The sequence below is a fragment of the Hydrogenophaga sp. genome (genome assembly GCF_051858985.1).
GTDB lineage: Bacteria > Pseudomonadota > Gammaproteobacteria > Burkholderiales > Burkholderiaceae_C > Hydrogenophaga.
Window position 1 is genome coordinate 1047470 of record NZ_JBHYGM010000001.1, and the last position, 16295, is coordinate 1063764.

Sequence of the window (16295 nt, forward strand, 5' to 3'; positions counted from 1 at the left end):
CTCCCCCGTTGCTTCTCTCAGGAAGCGATTCTTCACTCGACGAACAATTCTCCTGCTCCGCTCGGCGGCGCAACGCCCAGATGCCGGTACGCCGCCAGCGTGGCGATGCGCCCGCGCGGCGTGCGCTGCAGAAAGCCCTGCTGGATCAGGTAGGGCTCGATCACGTCTTCGATGGTGTCGCGCTCCTCGCCGATGCTGGCGGCGATGTTGTCCAGCCCCACCGGTCCGCCATCAAAGCGGTGGATCACGGCTTCGAGCAACTTGCGGTCCATCAGGTCGAAGCCTTGCGGGTCGACGTCGAGCATGGCCAGCGCCAGGTTGGCGATGTCTTTGGTGATGGTGCCGCTGCCTTTCACGTCCGCGTAGTCGCGCACGCGGCGCAGCAGTCGGTTGGCGATGCGCGGCGTGCCGCGCGAGCGGCGCGCGATCTCGAAACCGCCTTCGGGGTCCATGGGGGCGTTGAGCAGCCCCGCGCTGCGCTTGACGATGCGCGCGAGTTCGTCGGCCGTGTAGAACTCCAGTCGCGCGACGATGCCGAAGCGGTCGCGCAGCGGGTTGGTGAGCATGCCGGCGCGCGTGGTGGCGCCCACCAGGGTGAAGGGCTGCAGATCGAGCTTGATGCTGCGCGCCGCCGGGCCTTCGCCGATCATGATGTCGATCTGGTAGTCCTCCAGCGCGGGGTACAGGATTTCCTCGACGACCGGGCTGAGCCGGTGGATCTCGTCGATGAAGAGCACATCGTTGGGCTCCAGGTTGGTCAGGAGCGCGGCCAGGTCCTTGGGCTTCTCCAGCACCGGTCCGCTGGTCTGGCGCAGGTTCACGCCGAGTTCCTGCGCAATGATGTGACTGAGCGTGGTCTTGCCCAGGCCCGGTGGCCCGAACAGCAGCACGTGGTCCAGCGCCTCGTTGCGCTTCTTCGCCGCGCCAATGAAGATCTCGAGTTGCTCGCGCACCTTGAGCTGACCCACGTATTCGTCGAGCAGCTTGGGCCGCAGGGCGCGCTCGATGGCCTCTTCCTTCGGCGAAGCCGGCGCGGCGGACACCACGCGCGGAACAGGGGCGAAATCGTCGGTCTGGATGCTCATTTACCTGGCCAGTGTCTTGAGTGCGAGTTTGATGCCCTCGCTCACGCCCACATCCTTGGGCAGGGCCTTGAGCGCTGCCGCGGCGTCCTTGTCGCTGTAGCCCAGCGCCATCAGGGCCTGCTGGATGTCGCTCTGCACATCGCTTTGCGCGGGGCCGCCGCCCGGCAGGTTCAGGTCGGCACCCAGTTTGCCCTTCAGTTCGAGCAGCAGGCGTTCGGCGGTCTTCTTGCCGATGCCGGGCACCTTGACGATGCGGCCGCTGTCCTGCGCGCTGATGGCCTGGGCCAGGTCGGCCACGCTCATGCCCGAGAGCACCGAGAGCGCGGTGCGTGGGCCGACGCCGCTGATCTTGATGAGCTGGCGAAAGGCCTCACGTTCGGGGGCGGTGCCGAAGCCGTAGAGAATCTGGGCGTCTTCGCGCACCACGAAGTGCGTGAGCAGGGCCACTTTCTCGCCGGTGGCCGGGAGGTTGTAGAAGGTGCTCATGGGAACGTCCACCTCGTAGCCCACGCCGTGGCAGTCCAGCAGGATCTGGGGCGGGTTTTTCTCCAGCAGCGTGCCGGTCAACTTGCCTATCATCGAGGTATCCTTTTCGAGGAATTATCGGCTTGATTCTCAGACACACCTTCTCACCGCCCGACAACACGCGCATGGCGCACCTGTGCGGCCCCATGGACAGCCACATCCGCAGCATCGAGGCGGCGTTGCAGGTGAAGGTGGCGCACCGGTTCGAGCAATTCCGCATCGAGGGACCCAAGGCCAGGGCCAACCAGGCGCTGGAGACCTTGCAGGCGCTTTACGAAATGGCGAAGAAGCCCATTCCCGCCGAGCAGGTGCAGCTCATGTTGAGCGGCGACACCGCGCTGGCCGATCCGGGCGATGGCGCCATGGCCATGCAGACGCGGCGTGGCGAAGTGCGCGGTCGCACGCCCAACCAGGCGCGTTACCTGGAGAACATGGCCACGCACGACATCACCTTCGGCATCGGTCCCGCCGGCACCGGCAAGACGTACCTGGCGGTGGCCTGCGCTGTGGACGCGCTGGAACGCAGCGCGGTGCAGCGCATCGTGCTCACGCGCCCCGCCGTGGAAGCGGGCGAGAAACTGGGCTTTTTGCCGGGCGACCTGGGCCAGAAAGTGGACCCTTACCTGCGTCCCTTGTACGACGCGCTGTACGACCTGATGGGTGCGGACAAGGTGCAGAAAGCGTTCGAGCGCCAGCAGATCGAGATTGCGCCCCTGGCCTTCATGCGCGGGCGAACCCTCAACCACGCCTTCGTGATCCTGGATGAAGCCCAGAACACCACGGTGGAGCAGATGAAGATGTTCCTCACGCGCATCGGTTTCGGTAGCAAGGCGGTGGTCACCGGCGACGTGAGCCAGATCGACCTGCCACGCACCGAACTCAGTGGCCTGATCGATGCCGAGCGGGTGCTCAAACGCGTGCAGGGCATCGCCATCACCCGCCTCTCCAGCGCCGACGTGGTGCGCCACCCGCTGGTGGCGCGCATCGTGGACGCCTACGACGCGCGCACGCCAGCGCCAGAGGATGCGCCCCCGCCCAAGCGGGCGCGTCGCACCGCCACCTGAACATCGACAGCATGCGACTCACCCACCCTGCACTCGCCCTCTTCGGACTCTCAATGGTGCTGGCCGCCAGCGCTTCTGCGCAGGGCAGTCCGCCGCCACCGCCCGCGCCACAGCCCTTGATGTTCAGCAGCCAGGCCGTGCAATACAAATGCGACGGTGGTGCCGAGATCGAACTGGTCTACCTGAACCTGGCCAACGGCAATGCGTTCGCCGCACTCCACCATGAGGGACGAACCGTGATGCTGCAAGGTCGCCGCGCCACCACCGGCGTGCGGTTCATTGCGCTCGACGAGCAGTACAGCCTGCGCTGGTACACCCAGGGCATGAAGGGCGAGCTGAGTTTCCTGGCCGCCGATCACACCGCGCAGGAAAAGACGCTGCTGGCCAACTGCTTCGCCCAGCCGGCCCGCAAACGCTGATGGCGCTGCCTTCGCTCTCGCTGTCCCTGCAGTTCGGCGAACTCGCCGATGCCGCCCCGCACCGCGCCGCGCTGCCGCGCCACTGGGTGGCACGCTGCATCCGCCACGCGCTTGCGGCCGACGCCGAGATCACCGTGCGCATCGTCGATGCAGAAGAAGGCCAGGCGCTGAACCGGGACTACCGCGGTCGCGACTACGCCACCAACGTGCTGACCTTCGACTACACCACCGAGCCCATCGTGACGGCCGACCTGGTGCTGTGCGCGCCTGTCGTGGCGCGGGAAGCTGCGGAGCTGAAGAAGCCGCTGGCGCAGCACTACGCGCACCTGCTGGTGCACGGCACGCTGCACGCGCAGGGCTGGGACCACGAGACCGGCGAGGAAGACGCCGAAGCGATGGAAGCACGCGAGACCGACATCCTCGCGGGGCTGGGACAACCGAATCCCTATGCCTGATGCGCGATGCGCAGCGGGATCGTCACCGGTCCGTCATTGACCAGGTGCACCTTCATGTCGGCCCCGAAGCGCCCCGTTTGAACCACCGGGTGCGCAGCGCGGGCTGACATCACGAAGGCATCGTAGAGGGCCTCGCCGAGCGCGGGGGGTGCAGCCCCGGTGAACCCCGGGCGGTTGCCGCTCTTCGTGTCGGCCGCCAGGGTGAACTGGCTCACGACCAGCAACCCGCCACCCACCTCCTGCAGGCTGCGGTTCATCTTGCCCGCCTCGTCGCTGAAGACGCGCAGTTTCAGCACCTTGGCCAGCAGCTTCTCGCCAACGGCCTCGGTGTCGTCCGGCTCGGCGCACAACAGCACCAGCAAGCCTTGGCCGATGGCGCCCACCATCTGGCCGTCGATGTCCACGCGGGCCTCGCTCACCCGTTGCAGCAGCGAAATCAAATCAGGTCCTTTTCATCGTCGAAGTGCGCTTCCACATCGCTGGGCAGCAACTGGATGGTGGCGCGCAGGCCGGGAACGGCGCTCATCAGCGCCTGTTCCACGCTCCCTCGCACGGCCGCGGCCCGGCCCAGCGACCAGTTCGCGGGCATGTGCATGTGCATGTCAACGAATCGGCGTTGCCCGGCCTTGCGCGAACTCACGTGGTCGAAACGGATGATGGTGGCTTCTCCGGCGGTGGAGGCAAAGCCGTCCAGCGTCTGCTGGATGGTGGCCATCACCTCGGGCTCGACCGCTTCGTCCATCAGCCCCTGCGACGAGCGCCACATGAGGTGGAAACCTTCCTTGAGGATGTTGGCCGCCACGGCCATCGCCACCAGCGGGTCCAGCCAGAGCCAGCCGCTGAAGTGCACCAGGCCAATGCCCAGCACGACACCTGCCGACGTCCACACGTCGGTGACGAGATGCCTCGCGTCGGCCTCCAGGGCAATCGACCGGTGCTCTTGGGCGGCCCGGAACATCACCCAGGCCAGCAGGCCATTCAGCGCAGAGCTTGCCACCGAGAGCGCCAGTCCCCAGCCCACCTGTTCGATCGGTCGCGGATCGAACAGGCGGTGCCCGGCGGCCCAGATGATGCCCAGGGCTGCCGCGATGATGAGGATGCCCTCGAAGCCGGAGGAAAAATACTCGGCCTTGTGGTGGCCGTACGGGTGCTCCTCGTCGGCAGGACGCACGGCGATGGTCACCATCACCAGGCCGAACACGGCACTGGCCAGGTTCACCAGCGATTCCATCGCGTCCGACAGCAGCCCCACCGAGTCGGTGATGAACCACGCGAGCGTCTTGAGCGTGATGGTCACCACCGCCACCACGATCGACGCCATGAGCAGGCGCCGGGGCGTGAGCAGGCGGGCATGGGAGGGGGTCATGTCAGGATTGTCACGCAGCGGCCTTGCCTCCAGCTGAAGGGAATGACGGTTGCGGCCGCGAGCGGTGACAGAATGGCTCGACCACAGGCGCCCATGACAGACCATCCAGCCCCCTCACCCTCCTCCCCGGCACCCACCAGCTTCTGGCTGGGTGAGACGGATATCCGGCTGCAACCGGAGGTGGATCAATGAACGTTGCTTCCGCACCCGCCCTGGGCGCCCATCCCCGCCAACTGAAAGGCATCGACGGCGTGCACTTCTCGGTCTGGGCGCCCGATGCGCACGGCGTGGAGCTCTGCCTGTTCGAACCCGGCGCCCCGTTGGAACACCGGCGCGTGGCGATGCAGCCCACCGGCGACGGCGTCTGGGCGACCTTCGTGCCCGGCCTCGCGCCCGGCCAGCTCTACGGCCTGCGCGCCAGCGGCCCATGGTCGCCGCACACCGGCCACCGCTTCAACCCGGCGCGTCTGCTGCTCGACCCCTGGGCGCTGGCCCTGGTGGGCGACACCGCGCGCCTGGCCCTGCAGACCGGCCATGCCTGCGCCGACCCCCTGCACCCCACGCAAGCCTGGGGCGAGCACCAGCGCGACCCGGCCGACAACGCCGCGCACATGCCGCGCTGCGTGGTGGTGGATGCGCAGGCCGAACTGAGCGCCGGAGCGGACATCGCGCCCGCTCCCACGATCGCGGCGCACCGGGTGGTGATCTATGAGGCGCACGTGAAGGCGCTCACACGCCTGCACCCCGAGGTGCCCGAACACCATCGCGGCACCTACGCCGCGCTGGCCCATCCGGCCGTGCTCCAGCACCTGCAGCGCCTGGGCATCACCACCCTTTGCCTGCTGCCGGTGCACCAGCACATCAGCGAACGGCATCTGATCGAACGGGGCTTGAGCAATCACTGGGGCTACAACACGCTCAACGCGTTCGCGCCCGAGCCCGCCTACGCCGCGGCGAGCGCCGAAGACCCGGCCGCGGTGCGCGCCGAGTTCCGTCAGATGGTGGATGCGCTGCACCGCGCCGGCATCGAGGTGGTGCTCGACGTGGTGTTCAACCACTCCGCGGAGAGCGACCTGGATGGCCCCACGCTGAGCTGGCGCGGGCTGGGGCAGAACCGCTGGTACGCGATGGGCGAGCACGGCGTGCCCCACAACTTCAGCGGCACGGGCAACAGCCTGGCAGTCAGCGAACCGCGCGTGCTGCAGTGGGTGATGGACAGCCTGCGCTGGTGGGTGCAGGCCTTCGGCGTGGACGGTTTCCGCTTCGACCTGGCCGTCTCGCTGGGCCGCGACGCGGCGATCGGCCACGCGTTCAACCCGCGAAGCGCGTTGCTCGGCGCCATGGCGCAAGACCCCGTGCTGCGCCACGTGCGACTCATCGCCGAGCCGTGGGACGTGGGCCCGGGTGGCTACCACACCGGCGGTTTCGAAGCCGGCTGGCTGGAATGGAACGACCGCTTCCGCGACGGCGTGCGCGCGTTCTGGCTGGGACACCACGGCACGCGCGGCGAACTCGCCACGCGCACCTGCGCCAGCGGCGACCTGTTCCACCGGCGCGGCCGAACGCCCACGGCCAGCGTGAACATGGTCACTGCGCACGACGGCTTCAACCTGGCCGACCTCACCGGCTACCACCACAAGCACAACGGCGCCAACGGGGAAGACAACCGCGACGGCCACAACCACAACCTGAGTGCCAACGGCGGCGTGGAAGGCGCCACCGGCGACCCCGCCGTGCTGCACCGCCGCGCCCTCTGGCGTCGCGCGCTGCTGGCCACGCTGTTCTGCGCCCAGGGAACGCCGCAACTGCTGGCCGGCGACGAGCTCGGCCACAGCCAGCAAGGCAACAACAACGTCTACTGCCAGGACAACGCCATCACCTGGCTGGACTGGTCGCAGGCCGACGCTTCGCTGAGGGGTTTCGTGGCCGGTCTCGCGGCCCTGCGGCGCCAGCATCCCGGCCTGCGGCACGCGCGCTGGTTCGAAGGCGTGGGCCCGCAGCCCGACATCGCCTGGCTCGACACCGACGGACAGCCCATGCCGCACGGGGCCTGGCAGGCGCACGACCGTCATACCCTCGCGGCCCTGATCACCGTGGGCGAAAACGGCGCGGCGCCCACAGAGCGCCTGTGCGTGGTGTGGCACGCCGACGCCACCCCCGTCACCCTGCCGCTGCCCGACGGCCCCTGGGCGGTGCGGCTGGAGAGCGCCAGCGCGATGGTGAACCCCGGCAACCACGTCACCGTGGCGGGACGGCTCGAGCTCAACGAGCCCGGCGTCTGGGTGCTGGTCCAAGGCTTGCATGCCTCCCAAGGCGAGCTCCCAGGCCGTCCATGAACACCACCATTCACCCCTTCCTGTCGCGCCGCACCAGTGGCGTTTTGCTGCACATCACCAGCCTGCCCGGCCCCAATGGCTCTGGCGATTTCGGCGTGGGCGCGCGCCATTTCGTCGACTGGCTGGTGTCCGCCGGCCAGTCGCTGTGGCAGATCCTGCCGCTCTCGCCGGCCGGCCCGGGCCACTCGCCCTACCAGAGCGTCTCGGCCTTCGCCGGCAGTCCGCTGCTGGTGGACCTGGAAGACCTCGTGCAGATGGGCTGGCTGCCCTGGATGCCGACCCAGGGTTTCGACCACCACCGCTGCGACTTCGCGCGTGTGGGTCCTTACCGCATGGCCAGCCTGCGCAAGGCCTGGGACGGCTTCAACCTGCGCGCCAGCCCCGAAAGCCGCGAGGCGCTGGCCGACTTCTGCACCGAGCACGCCCACTGGCTCGACGACTACGCGCTGTTCATGGTGCTCAGTGAACGCCACATCGGCAGCTGGCCGCAGTGGCCCGCGCCGCTGGCCCGGCGCGACCCGCAGGCGCTGGAGGAGGTGCGGCAGCATTCGCCCAAGGCGCTCGGGTTCTGGCAGTTCGTGCAATGGCGCTTCTGGGTGCAGTGGCAGGCGCTGCGCGACTACGCGCGCAGCCGCGGCGTGCAGATGGTGGGCGACGCGCCGATCTTCGTGGCGCACCACAGCGCGGACGTCTGGGCCCACGCTGGCCAGTTCCTGCTCGACGAAGACTTCGAACCCCAGGTGGTGGCTGGTGTGCCGCCGGACTATTTCAGCGCCACCGGCCAGCGCTGGGGCAACCCGCTCTACAACTGGCCGGTGATGGCACAGGACGGCTATCGGTGGTGGAAGGACCGCGTGGCCCACCTGTTCAAGCAGGTGGATGTGGTTCGGCTTGATCACTTCCGCGGCTTTGAGGCGCACTGGGAAATCCCGGCCAGCGAGCCCACGGCCGTGGCCGGGCAATGGCAGAAGGGTCCGGGCCTCTCGCTCTTTGCCGAGCTGCAGCAGGAGCTCGGTCCGCTGGCCATCATTGCGGAAGACCTCGGCCTGATCACACCCGAAGTGACGGAGCTGCGCGTGGCCTGCGGCTTTCCGGGCATGCGCATCCTCCAGTTCGCCTTCGGTGGTGGCCCGGGCAACCCGTACCTGCCGCACAACCTGGAGCGCCATTGCGTGGCCTACACCGGCACGCACGACAACGACACCACGCTGGGCTGGTGGCGCAGTGCCGCCAGCCACGACAAGTCGGAAGCACGCGCCTACCTGGGCCCTGCGGTGGACACCGAGCCGCACTGGACGCTGATCACCGCTCTGTCACAGACCGTGGCCAACATCGTCGTGCTGCCCTTACAGGACGTGGTGGGCCTGGACGGCAAGCACCGCATGAACACGCCCGGGCAGGCCACCGGCTGCTGGGAATGGCGCTTCGACTGGCGCCAGATCGACCACCGCCCGGCCGAACGCCTGCTGGCCATGACCCGTGCGCACGGCCGAATACCCTGAATTGCAACGGCCTGGCCGATTCCCGTTTCAATGTCCAAGTGCGCACCCAGACGCATGGCCCCACCCCCACCGGAGACACGCATGGAAAAAACCTCGCCTCAGCAACTGGCCAAACGCACCATTGCCCTGGTGCTGGCGGGCGGGCGCGGCTCGCGCCTGCACGCCCTCACCGACCGGCGCGCCAAGCCCGCCGTCTACTTCGGTGGCAAGTTCCGCATCGTCGACTTCACACTGTCCAACTGCCTGAACTCCGGCGTGCGCCGCATCGGCGTGCTCACGCAATACAAGTCGCACAGCCTGCTGCGCCACCTGCAGCGCGGCTGGAGCTTCCTGCGCAACGAGTTCAACGAGTTCATCGACCTGCTGCCGGCCCAGCAGCGCATGGACGACGAGAGCTGGTACCTGGGAACGGCCGACGCGGTGTACCAGAACCTGGACATCCTGCGCGCCCACAAGCCCGACTACATCCTGGTGCTCGCGGGCGACCATATCTACAAGATGGACTACGCCGACCTGATTGCCGACCACGTGGCGATGGGCAAGAAGTGCACGGTGGCCTGCATCGAGGTGCCGCTGGGCGAAGCCACCGCCTTCGGCGTGATGGACATCGATGCCGACCGCAACATCGTTCGTTTCCTCGAAAAGCCGGCCCAGCCGCCCCACATGCCGGGCAATCCCGCCATGGCGCTGGCCAGCATGGGCGTGTACGTGTTCAACACCGAGCACCTGTTTGAAGCGCTCAAGCAGGATTCGGGCACCGCCGGCTCCAGCCGGGACTTCGGCAAGGACATCATTCCGGCCATGGTGGCCGCGGGGGATGCCGTGGCGCACCCGTTCGGCATGTCGTGCGTGAAGAGCTCCCCCGAAGCACCGGCCTACTGGCGCGACGTGGGCACGGTGGACGCCTACTGGGCGGCCAACCTCGACCTCACCAACACCGTGCCCGAGCTCGACATGTACGACCGCGAATGGCCGATCTGGACCTACCAGGAACAGTTGCCACCGGCCAAGTTCGTGTTCGACGACGACGGCCGCCGCGGCTGTGCGGTGGACTCGCTGGTCTCGGGGGGCTGCATCATCTCGGGCGCGCTGGTGCGCCGCTCGGTGCTGTTTTCACGGGTGCGGATCCACTCGTACGCCACGGTGGAAGAATCGGTGATCCTGCCTGAGGTCGACATCGGCCGGGGTTGCGAACTGCGCAAGGTCGTGATCGACAACGGCTGCGTGATCCCGGACGGCATGAAGATCGGCGTGGACCCGGACGAAGACGCGCGGCGCTTCTTTCGCACGCCCAGTGGCGTGGTGCTCGTCACCCGGGCCATGCTCGAAAAACTGGAATGAACCTGAAAGTCCTTTACGTCTGCTCCGAAGTCTTCCCTCTGCTCAAGACCGGGGGCCTGGCCGACGTCAGCGCGGGCCTGCCGCCTGCACTCAAGGCCCTGGGGGCCGACGTGCGCCTGCTGTTGCCGGCTTTTCCCAGCGTGGTGGAGGGCGTCTCGCCCGAAGGCCCCACGCTGCTGGTACCCGCCGGTGGCAGCCCGGGTCTGCCGGCGGGTGTCGGTCCACAGGCCACGTCGGCCCATGGTCCGACCCCATGGCTGCGCGCCGGGCGCATCACCGAAAGCGGCATGCCGGTGTGGCTGCTGCACGCACCCGGCCTGTACGAGCGCCGGGGCAATCCCTACCTGGACGCGTCGGGCCAGCCCTGGCCCGACAGCGCGGAGCAGTTCGCCTGGCTGGGCTGGGCCGCGGCCCTGCTTGGGTCCGGCCTGAACGCCGCCTGGCGACCCGATGTGGTGCACGGCCACGACTGGCACACCGGCCTGGCTTTCGCCTACCTGCGCGAACTCGCCCGCACCGGCGAGCACCGCCCGGGCACGGTGTTCACCGTGCACAACCTGGCCTACCAGGGCGTGTTCAACGTCGGACTGCGCCCGCGCCTGGGCCTGCCCGACGGCCTGTTCCACCTGCAGGGACTGGAGTTCCACGGCCACATCAGCTTCATGAAAGCCGGACTGAAATACAGCGACGCCATCACCACCGTGAGCCCGACCTACGCGCGCGAGATCACGGGCGCCGAGCAGGGCTGCGGGCTCGATGGCGTGCTGCGTCAGCGCCAGGCGCAGCTGCACGGCATCCTCAACGGCGTGGACGACGCGGTGTGGAACCCCCAGACCGATCCGCTGGTGCAGCCCGGCTTCGATGCCGAACACCTGGAGGGCAAGGCCCTGGCCAAGGCGCGGCTGCAGCAGCGCATGGGGCTGGAACCCCGGCCCGACGCGCTGCTGTTCTCGGTGGTGAGCCGCCTCACCGAGCAAAAAGGACTGCACCTGCTGCCCGAGGTCGTGGACGAACTGGTCCAGCGCGGCGGCCAACTCGCGGTGCTCGGGTCCGGCGATGCGGCCATCGAGCACGCCCTGCGCGCCTGCGCCGAGCGCCACCCAGAGCAGGTGGCGCTCACGGTGGGCTACGACGAGGCGCTGGCGCACAGCGTCATTGCCGGCGCCGACGTGATCCTGCTGCCCTCACGCTTCGAGCCCTGTGGCCTGACCCAGCTCTACGGCCTGCGTTACGGCACCCTCCCGCTGGTGCGCGCCGTGGGCGGTCTGGCCGACACCGTGGTCGATTGCAGCCTGGAGAACCTGGACGACGGCAGCGCCAGCGGTTTCGTGTTCCACGCCCTCGACGTGCCGGGTCTGCGTTCGGCCATGCGCCGAGCCTTCGCGCTCCAGCGCCGCCCCGCGGAGTGGCGCGCCGTGCAGCGCCACGCCATGGCGCTGCGCTTTGGCTGGGCGCGCGCGGCGGCCGACTACCTGCGCGTCTACGAATCGGTCACGTCCCCTGCGGTCGTCACCTGAACGGCCAGCACGTTTATTGCTTCTGCCTTCAGCATCCCCACGCACACCCCACTGCCATGCCCGACACCACGCCGACCACCGACCCCGTGCCTTTCGAATACGACCATCTGGAGAACGGCGTGGACGCCCTGCGCAAGTCCATCGCCAACCGCCTGATCTACTCGGTGGGTCGCGATCCGCGCTCGGCCACCCGCCGCGACTGGCTCTTTGCCCTGTTCCACGCGGTGCGCGACCGCATGATGCACCGCTGGCGCGAAACCCTGGCCACGGCGCAGGACAGCGACGCCAAGCGCGTGTACTACCTCTCGATGGAGTTCCTCACCGGGCGCGCGCTCACCAACGCGCTGCTCTCGGTGGGCATCCTGGACGAGGCCCGCACCGCCTGCACCCAGCTTGGCGTGGACTTCGATGCGCTGATCGACCTGGAGACCGACGCCGGCCTGGGCAACGGGGGCCTGGGACGCCTGGCGGCGTGCTTCCTCGACTCGATGGCCACGGTAGGGGTGCCCGGCATGGGCTACGGCATCCGTTACGACTACGGCATGTTCGCGCAGCGCATCGTGGACGGCCGGCAGGTGGAAGAGCCTGACTACTGGTTGATGAACGGGAACCCGTGGGAATTCATGCGGCCCGAGTTCAGCTACACGGTGCAGTTCGGCGGGCGCCTGGTGCAGTCCAACGACCAGGTGCGCTGGGTCGAGACCGACGACGTGATCGCCACCGCCTACGACACCGGCGTGCCCGGCCACGAGCTCAGCAGCGTGGCCACCATGCGGCTGTGGACCGCGCGCGCCACCAGCGGCATCAACCTCGACGCCTTCAACAAGGGCGATTACATGCGCGCGGTGGAGGCCAAGAACGCGTCGGAGAACGTCTCACGCGTGCTGTACCCCGACGACAGCACCGACCACGGCAAGGAACTGCGCCTGCGCCAGGAGTATTTCTTTGTCAGCGCCTCGCTGCAGGACATCGTGCGCCGCTTCAAGAAGCACCAGGGCGACTTTGCGATCTTTGCCGACCGCGTGGCCATCCACCTCAACGACACCCACCCGGCGCTGGCCGTGCCCGAACTCATGCGCCTGCTGGTGGATGAGCAGGGCCTGGAGTGGGACGCCGCCTGGGACACCTGCAAACGGGTGTTCAGCTACACCAACCACACGCTGATGCAGGAGGCACTGGAGACCTGGCCGGTGGAGCTGATGGGCCGCCTACTGCCGCGCCACCTGCGCATCATCTATGACCTGAACGCGATCTTCCTGGCCGAAGTGCACGAGCGCTTCCCGGGTGAAAACGAATTGCTGCGTCGCGTGTCGCTGATCGACGAGCGCGGCCAGCGACGCGTGCGCATGGCCTACCTCTCGGTGCTCGCCAGCCACAAGGTCAACGGCGTGTCGGCCCTGCACAGCCAGCTCATGGTGCAGACCATCTTTGCGGACTTCGCGCGGCTCTACCCCGAACGCTTCTGCAACAAGACCAATGGCATCACGCCCAGGCGCTGGCTTTCGCAGGCCAACCGGCCCCTGGCCAGCCTGATCGACGCGCGCATCGGCACCACCTGGCGGCGCAACCTCGACGAGCTGGCGAAGCTGCGCGCCTTCGCCACCGATCCCGAGTTCGTCAGCGCCTTCCAGGACGCCAAGGCGCAGAACAAGCGCCGACTGGCCGAGCGCATCGGCACCGAGACTGGTGTGATCGTCAACCCGAACAGCCTGTTCGACGTGCAGATCAAGCGCATGCACGAGTACAAGCGGCAACTGCTCAATGTGCTGCACGTGGTCACGCGCTACCAGCAGATCCTGGCGCATCCGCACGCCGACTGGGTGCCGCGCACCGTGGTGTTCGCCGGCAAGGCGGCGTCGGCCTATTTCATGGCCAAGCTGGTGATCAAGCTCATCAACGACGTGGCGCGCGTGGTCAACCACGACAAGCGCATCGGCGACAGGCTCAAGGTGGTGTTCATCCCCAACTACCGCGTGTCGCTGGCCGAGGTGATCATTCCCGCCGCCGACCTCTCCGAGCAGATCTCCACCGCGGGCACCGAGGCATCGGGCACCGGCAACATGAAGTTCTCGCTGAACGGCGCGCTGACCATCGGCACCTGGGACGGTGCCAACATCGAGATTGCCGAGAACGTGGGGCTGGAACACATCTTCATCTTCGGCCACCGCACCGAACAGGTGGCGGCCCTGCGCGCCAGCGGCTACAACCCGCGCCGCTACTACGACCACAACTACGACCTCAAGACCGCCATCGACCGCATCGCGGAGGGCGCCTTCAGCCCGGAGGAACCGGGGCGCTTCCACGACATCACGCGCACGCTGCTGGAGTCCGACTACTACCTGCTGCTGGCCGACTACACCGACTACCTGGCCACGCAGCACAAGGTGGACGCGCTCTACCGCAACCCGGCCGAATGGACGCGCCATGCCGTGCTGAACGTGGCCGGCATGGGTGCGTTCTCGTCCGACCGGACCATCCGCGAATACGCCAGCGAGATCTGGAACGTGAAGCCGCTGTTTCCCTGAAGGGGCGCCGCCACGAAGGCGCGTGCCAGAATCCGCCGCATGCGACGGCCCTTGCGACTCTCTGTGTGGTGGCTGCTCGGCGGGGCGGTGGTCGCCCTGGCCGGCGCAGCAGCGATCGCGCGCCAGTCGCTCGAGCAGCAGCGCGCCTTGTTCGAGACCGACGCGCGCATCGTGCACCGACTGCTGAGCCAGCAGGTGGTGCAGCACGACGCCATCCTGGCCACCCTGGCGCTCCTGCAGCCTGACGCCACAGGCCCTTCCGGCACGCCGCCCGAGCAGCGCCTTCCCGCGCTCTACCCGCAGATCCTGGCGGTGCAGCGGCGCGACGCCGACCAGGCCTGGCCCGACGCCGCCCTTGCCACCGCCGAGGCCGCTTCGCGATCCGCCCGGCGCGCCGCGCTGGCCTCCCCCGACCTGCAAAGTGGCCGCTACCGCATGGTGCTCGCGGCCACGCCCACGAGCTACGCGCTCACCATCGACCTGCGCGCCATGGTGCCCTGGGCGGAATGGCCGATGCCGCGCGAGGGCAGCCCGGTGCGGGTGTCGCTGGTGCATGCGGGGAGCGAGCATGTGATCCAGCCCGGCGACGTGTCGCGGACCACGGGCCCCGGCTGGCGCTTCGAGTTTCACAAGGTGGTGGCCGCCGAGAGCCAGCCTTTCGACGTGGTGGCCGTGCGCGAGCTGGGCGGGCGCCATCTGCCCTGGGGTCGCATGCTGGCCTGGGTGCTGGCGGTGGCGGTGTTGCTCGCCGCGCTGCGGCACCTGCAGCACTTGCGCGGCGAACGCCGCCGTGCCGAGGAGCTGCTGCGCCTGGGCCAGGTGGGGCGGCTGAACACACTCGGCGAACTGGCCGCGGGCATGGCCCACGAGCTCAACCAGCCCCTGACCGCGGTGCTGGCCAACACCCAGGCCGCGCAACGCCTGCTGCAGGACGATCCCCCCGAGATGGCCACCGCGCGCCACGCGATGGCCCAGGCCGTTGAGCAGGCCCGGCGCGCTGCCGACGTGGTGGGCCGGCTGCGCCGCGCGGTGGAGCGTCCCGACACCGACGGCCAGCGACAGGCGGTGGAGTTGGTCGACGCGGTGCGGCGTGCGCTGTACCTGCTGGAACCCGAATGCCGACGCCGTGGCGTGGAGCCCGTGCTGGAAGGTCCGCCCAGCCTGTGGGTGCAGGCCGACCCGGTGGCGCTGGACCAGATCGTGCACAACCTGATCCTCAATGCCCTGCAGGCGATGGAGCGGGTCGACGCAGCGAAGCGCAGGCTGGTGCTGACGGTGGACGCGCAGGCCCACCACGTGGAACTCACGGTGGCCGATAGCGGCCCCGGCATCGCACCCGACGTGCTGCCCCGGCTGTTCGAACCGTTCTTCTCCACGCGCGAAGGCGGGCTGGGCCTGGGGCTGAGCCTGTGCGAGTCGCTGGCCCAAGGCATGGGCGGCTCGATCACGGCCACCAACGCACCCGCGGGCGGTGCGGTCTTCAAACTGCGCCTGCCGATGAAGGAGCCCATCCCATGAGCACCGACACCCTGTCGCCCACGGTGCACCTCATCGACGACGATCAGGCGGTGCGTGAGAGCCTGTCGCTGCTGATCGGCACGGTGGGCCTGCGGGTGCAGCCCTGGAGCGACCCGCAAGCGTTCCTGCGCGATTTCGATCGCGAGGGCATTGGCGCCATCGTGCTGGACGTGCGCATGCCCGGCATCAGCGGCCTGAGCGTGCTCGACGCGCTGGTGGCGCAAGGCGTCGACCAGCCGGTGATCATGCTCACCGGACACGGCACGGTGGACATGTGCCGCCGCGCCTTCAAGGCCGGCGCGGCCGAGTTCCTGGAGAAACCGGTGAACGACGAAGCCCTGGTGGAAGCCTTGCAGAATGCCGTGCGCCAGCACGTGCGCTCGCGCCAGCGCAACGAGTCCGACCGCAGCGCGCGCGAGCGGTACGCCCAACTCTCCGAGCGTGAACGCGAAGTGCTGGGCCTGATCGTCGAAGGCCTGACCAACAAGGAGATCGGCCGCGCGCTGGGCCTGTCACCGCGCACGGTGGAGACCCACCGCGCCAACCTGTTCGCCAAGCTGCAGGTGCCGTCGCTGGCCCACCTGATTCGGCACTACGCGGCGCTGGTGGATGCGGACGCCGCGCCGGGTGGCACTGCGTAGT

Annotated in this window: 14 protein-coding genes; 10 read left to right on the forward strand and 4 right to left on the reverse strand. The window is 68.5% G+C overall.

Features of this window, described 5'->3' with window-relative positions; translation table 11 throughout:
- Positions 1-32: 32 nt before the first annotated feature.
- Together ruvB and ruvA are read right to left on the reverse strand one after the other, a co-directional pair.
- Positions 33-1085, reverse strand: coding sequence for a Holliday junction branch migration DNA helicase RuvB (gene ruvB, locus ACTIEY_RS05170; RefSeq protein ID WP_439518018.1), 1053 nt, complete (start codon positions 1083-1085; stop codon positions 33-35).
- Complete coding sequence (gene ruvA / locus ACTIEY_RS05175; RefSeq protein WP_439518019.1) at positions 1086-1664, reverse strand: Holliday junction branch migration protein RuvA; 579 nt, start codon at positions 1662-1664, stop codon at positions 1086-1088.
- A 29-nt stretch (positions 1665-1693) separates the two neighbouring features.
- On the opposite strand from ruvA, the gene ACTIEY_RS05180 reads away from it, so the two are divergent.
- The 3 genes from ACTIEY_RS05180 to ybeY are packed head-to-tail and all read left to right on the forward strand — an operon-like array spanning position 1694 to position 3548.
- On the forward strand, positions 1694-2674 hold the full coding sequence (locus ACTIEY_RS05180; RefSeq protein ID WP_439518020.1) for a PhoH family protein: 981 nt from the start codon (positions 1694-1696) through the stop codon (positions 2672-2674).
- A gap of 11 nt (positions 2675-2685) precedes the next feature.
- Positions 2686-3093: an MliC family protein gene (locus tag ACTIEY_RS05185; protein WP_439518021.1), complete on the forward strand. Its 408-nt coding sequence runs from the start codon at positions 2686-2688 to the stop codon at positions 3091-3093.
- Entirely contained in the window at positions 3093-3548 is a 456-nt protein-coding gene (gene ybeY / locus ACTIEY_RS05190) for an rRNA maturation RNase YbeY (protein WP_439518022.1), read from the forward strand. The genes ACTIEY_RS05185 and ybeY overlap by 1 nt, the downstream gene beginning before the upstream one ends.
- Here ybeY and dtd read toward each other — a convergent pair.
- On the reverse strand, positions 3539-3988 hold the full coding sequence (gene dtd / locus ACTIEY_RS05195) for a D-aminoacyl-tRNA deacylase (protein WP_439518023.1): 450 nt from the start codon (positions 3986-3988) through the stop codon (positions 3539-3541). The two genes, ybeY and dtd, sit on opposite strands and share 10 nt — an antisense overlap.
- A complete protein-coding gene (locus ACTIEY_RS05200) occupies positions 3985-4914 on the reverse strand; it encodes a cation diffusion facilitator family transporter (RefSeq protein ID WP_439518024.1) in 930 nt (309 codons plus the stop codon). Before ACTIEY_RS05200 ends, dtd begins: the two co-directional genes overlap by 4 nt.
- 188 nt (positions 4915-5102) lie before the next feature.
- Between ACTIEY_RS05200 and glgX the strand changes: the two genes are divergently transcribed.
- From glgX to ACTIEY_RS05235, 7 genes are all read left to right on the forward strand, one after another.
- Entirely contained in the window at positions 5103-7250 is a 2148-nt protein-coding gene (gene glgX, locus ACTIEY_RS05205) for a glycogen debranching protein GlgX (protein WP_439518025.1), read from the forward strand.
- On the forward strand, positions 7247-8752 hold the full coding sequence (malQ, locus tag ACTIEY_RS05210) for a 4-alpha-glucanotransferase (RefSeq protein ID WP_439518026.1): 1506 nt from the start codon (positions 7247-7249) through the stop codon (positions 8750-8752). The genes glgX and malQ overlap by 4 nt, the downstream gene beginning before the upstream one ends.
- A gap of 81 nt (positions 8753-8833) precedes the next feature.
- Positions 8834-10093 (forward strand): glucose-1-phosphate adenylyltransferase, encoded by a 1260-nt coding sequence (gene glgC, locus ACTIEY_RS05215; protein WP_439518027.1) that lies wholly within the window; start codon positions 8834-8836, stop codon positions 10091-10093.
- Complete coding sequence (glgA, locus tag ACTIEY_RS05220) at positions 10090-11610, forward strand: glycogen synthase GlgA (protein ID WP_439518028.1); 1521 nt, start codon at positions 10090-10092, stop codon at positions 11608-11610. The genes glgC and glgA overlap by 4 nt, the downstream gene beginning before the upstream one ends.
- A gap of 56 nt (positions 11611-11666) precedes the next feature.
- Entirely contained in the window at positions 11667-14135 is a 2469-nt protein-coding gene (locus ACTIEY_RS05225) for a glycogen/starch/alpha-glucan phosphorylase (protein WP_439518029.1), read from the forward strand.
- Positions 14136-14174: 39 nt separating this feature from the next.
- Positions 14175-15653 (forward strand): sensor histidine kinase, encoded by a 1479-nt coding sequence (locus tag ACTIEY_RS05230; protein WP_439518030.1) that lies wholly within the window; start codon positions 14175-14177, stop codon positions 15651-15653.
- Complete coding sequence (locus ACTIEY_RS05235) at positions 15650-16294, forward strand: response regulator transcription factor (protein ID WP_439518031.1); 645 nt, start codon at positions 15650-15652, stop codon at positions 16292-16294. The genes ACTIEY_RS05230 and ACTIEY_RS05235 overlap by 4 nt, the downstream gene beginning before the upstream one ends.
- The last annotated feature ends 1 nt before the right edge of the window (position 16295 follow it).

Bases quoted from the DNA above. Each gene is read 5' to 3' on its own strand.
- ACTIEY_RS05200 (WP_439518024.1), bottom strand. From the start codon at position 4,914: ATGACCCCCTCCCATGCCCGCCTGCTCACGCCCCGGCGCCTGCTCATG.
- ruvB (WP_439518018.1), bottom strand. From the start codon at position 1,085: ATGAGCATCCAGACCGACGATTTCGCCCCTGTTCCGCGCGTGGTGTCC.
- malQ (WP_439518026.1), top strand. From the start codon at position 7,247: ATGAACACCACCATTCACCCCTTCCTGTCGCGCCGCACCAGTGGCGTT.
- glgC (WP_439518027.1), top strand. From the start codon at position 8,834: ATGGAAAAAACCTCGCCTCAGCAACTGGCCAAACGCACCATTGCCCTG.
- glgA (WP_439518028.1), top strand. From the start codon at position 10,090: ATGAACCTGAAAGTCCTTTACGTCTGCTCCGAAGTCTTCCCTCTGCTC.
- ybeY (WP_439518022.1), top strand. From the start codon at position 3,093: ATGGCGCTGCCTTCGCTCTCGCTGTCCCTGCAGTTCGGCGAACTCGCC.
- ACTIEY_RS05225 (WP_439518029.1), top strand. From the start codon at position 11,667: ATGCCCGACACCACGCCGACCACCGACCCCGTGCCTTTCGAATACGAC.
- glgX (WP_439518025.1), top strand. From the start codon at position 5,103: ATGAACGTTGCTTCCGCACCCGCCCTGGGCGCCCATCCCCGCCAACTG.
- ACTIEY_RS05235 (WP_439518031.1), top strand. From the start codon at position 15,650: ATGAGCACCGACACCCTGTCGCCCACGGTGCACCTCATCGACGACGAT.
- ACTIEY_RS05230 (WP_439518030.1), top strand. From the start codon at position 14,175: ATGCGACGGCCCTTGCGACTCTCTGTGTGGTGGCTGCTCGGCGGGGCG.
- ruvA (WP_439518019.1), bottom strand. From the start codon at position 1,664: ATGATAGGCAAGTTGACCGGCACGCTGCTGGAGAAAAACCCGCCCCAG.
- ACTIEY_RS05185 (WP_439518021.1), top strand. From the start codon at position 2,686: ATGCGACTCACCCACCCTGCACTCGCCCTCTTCGGACTCTCAATGGTG.